Below are 445 nucleotides of genomic sequence, written 5' to 3' on the forward strand. Positions count from 1 at the left end.
TGCGCGAGCATGGCGGCCATCCGCAGGTACGCCACTGGCTCAACCAGGTGGCCGACGAAATCGGCGAGGAAGCGTCCGACGACAAGCTGGTGCTGACCTTGCAGCAGTGGATCGACGAGGATCGCAAGACCACCGCGCTGAAGGCGCTGGAAGGCATGATCTGGGAAGCCGGCTACCGCGATGCCGACTTCACCGCGCACATCTATCCCGATGCCGCGCGCCTGCTGCGGGCCTGGCACGACGCCGGCATTCCGCTGTACGTGTATTCCTCCGGCTCGGTGCCGGCGCAGAAGCTGTTCTTCGCGCACAGCGACGCGGGCGACCTCACCGGCCTGATCTCCGGCTGGTTCGATACCCAGGTCGGCCCGAAGCGCGAGAGCAACAGCTACCGCAAGATCGCCGAGAGCATCGGTTTGCCCGCGCCGCAGATCCTGTTCCTCTCCGA

Annotated in this window: 1 protein-coding gene; it reads left to right on the forward strand. The window is 66.1% G+C overall.

Annotated elements, in window-relative coordinates; all coding sequences use genetic code 11:
• Positions 1 to 445: acireductone synthase (gene mtnC, locus CWM66_RS28550; protein ID WP_107147759.1), on the forward strand; the 445-nt coding region annotated here is incomplete at both ends.

The organism is Kosakonia sp. H7A (genome assembly GCF_003028445.1).
Taxonomy (GTDB): Bacteria; Pseudomonadota; Gammaproteobacteria; order Enterobacterales; family Enterobacteriaceae; genus Kosakonia; species Kosakonia radicincitans.